1 protein-coding gene is annotated in these 296 nt (G+C 65.5%); it reads left to right on the forward strand.

Annotated features, from left to right (window positions below; all coding sequences use genetic code 11):
• A partial coding sequence (locus BQ17_RS22325; RefSeq protein ID WP_218068048.1) for a hypothetical protein occupies positions 1-210 on the forward strand: 210 nt, incomplete at its 5' end.
• Between the last annotated feature and the right edge of the window lie 86 nt (positions 211-296).

Raw genomic sequence — 296 nt, forward strand, 5'->3', positions numbered from 1 at the left:
GTGCGCCGGCAAAGCGGCGCGGCCGCATCGAACCTCAGCCACGGGGGATACCAGCGGCGTTGGCCGGGAATCCGGGCCCTTAGGTTCCACCCGCGCCGCGGCGACGGCGCTTTCCCCTGGCCGCAACACCTGTGCCGGGAACGGATACATCGCCAAATCCAAAGCGGCGGCAGGCTCGTGCCATTTGGCCGATCCCCTGCTTATGCCTAGCGCTGTAGGTTCCGGTAAGCATCGGGGTGAGATTGCCGCCGCACTCCAAAACGTCCGGTGATACCCTTCCATGATCGTTGGCAGTC

It is taken from the genome of Candidatus Thiosymbion oneisti (assembly GCF_900092655.1).
Lineage (GTDB): Bacteria > Pseudomonadota > Gammaproteobacteria > Chromatiales > Chromatiaceae > Thiosymbion > Thiosymbion oneisti.